1 protein-coding gene is annotated in these 312 nt (G+C 63.5%); it reads right to left on the reverse strand.

Going from position 1 to position 312, the window contains the following annotated elements:
• A partial coding sequence (locus AC5RK6_RS03180) for a hypothetical protein (RefSeq protein ID WP_493926362.1) occupies positions 1 to 312 on the reverse strand: 312 nt, incomplete at both ends.

Consider the following 312-nt stretch of genomic DNA (forward strand, 5'->3'; position numbering starts at 1 on the left):
CGTCGTTCCACGCCGGGCAACCATTATTGGAAGCCGGTCCGGCAATGGTCGGGCACTGATCCTGAGCATCGGGCACGCCGTCATTATCGCCATCCGGGTTCGGAACCGGATCCGGCGCCGTAACGGTCACCTTGGGTGTGTGGAGAGTCTTACCGTCATTCTTGATGGTCACCGGAATGTCGGTGCCGGGGGTCGCGCCCGCCGGAATCTTGACGACGACGTTGCCATCGGTACCGATGGTGCACGTGGCACCGTTACCCGCTTCGCAGGTGGCCGAAGCCGGGATCTGGCCGTTGGCCGGATCCTTCGTCA

It is taken from the genome of Actinotignum sp. usb-actsch-213 (assembly GCF_059085665.1).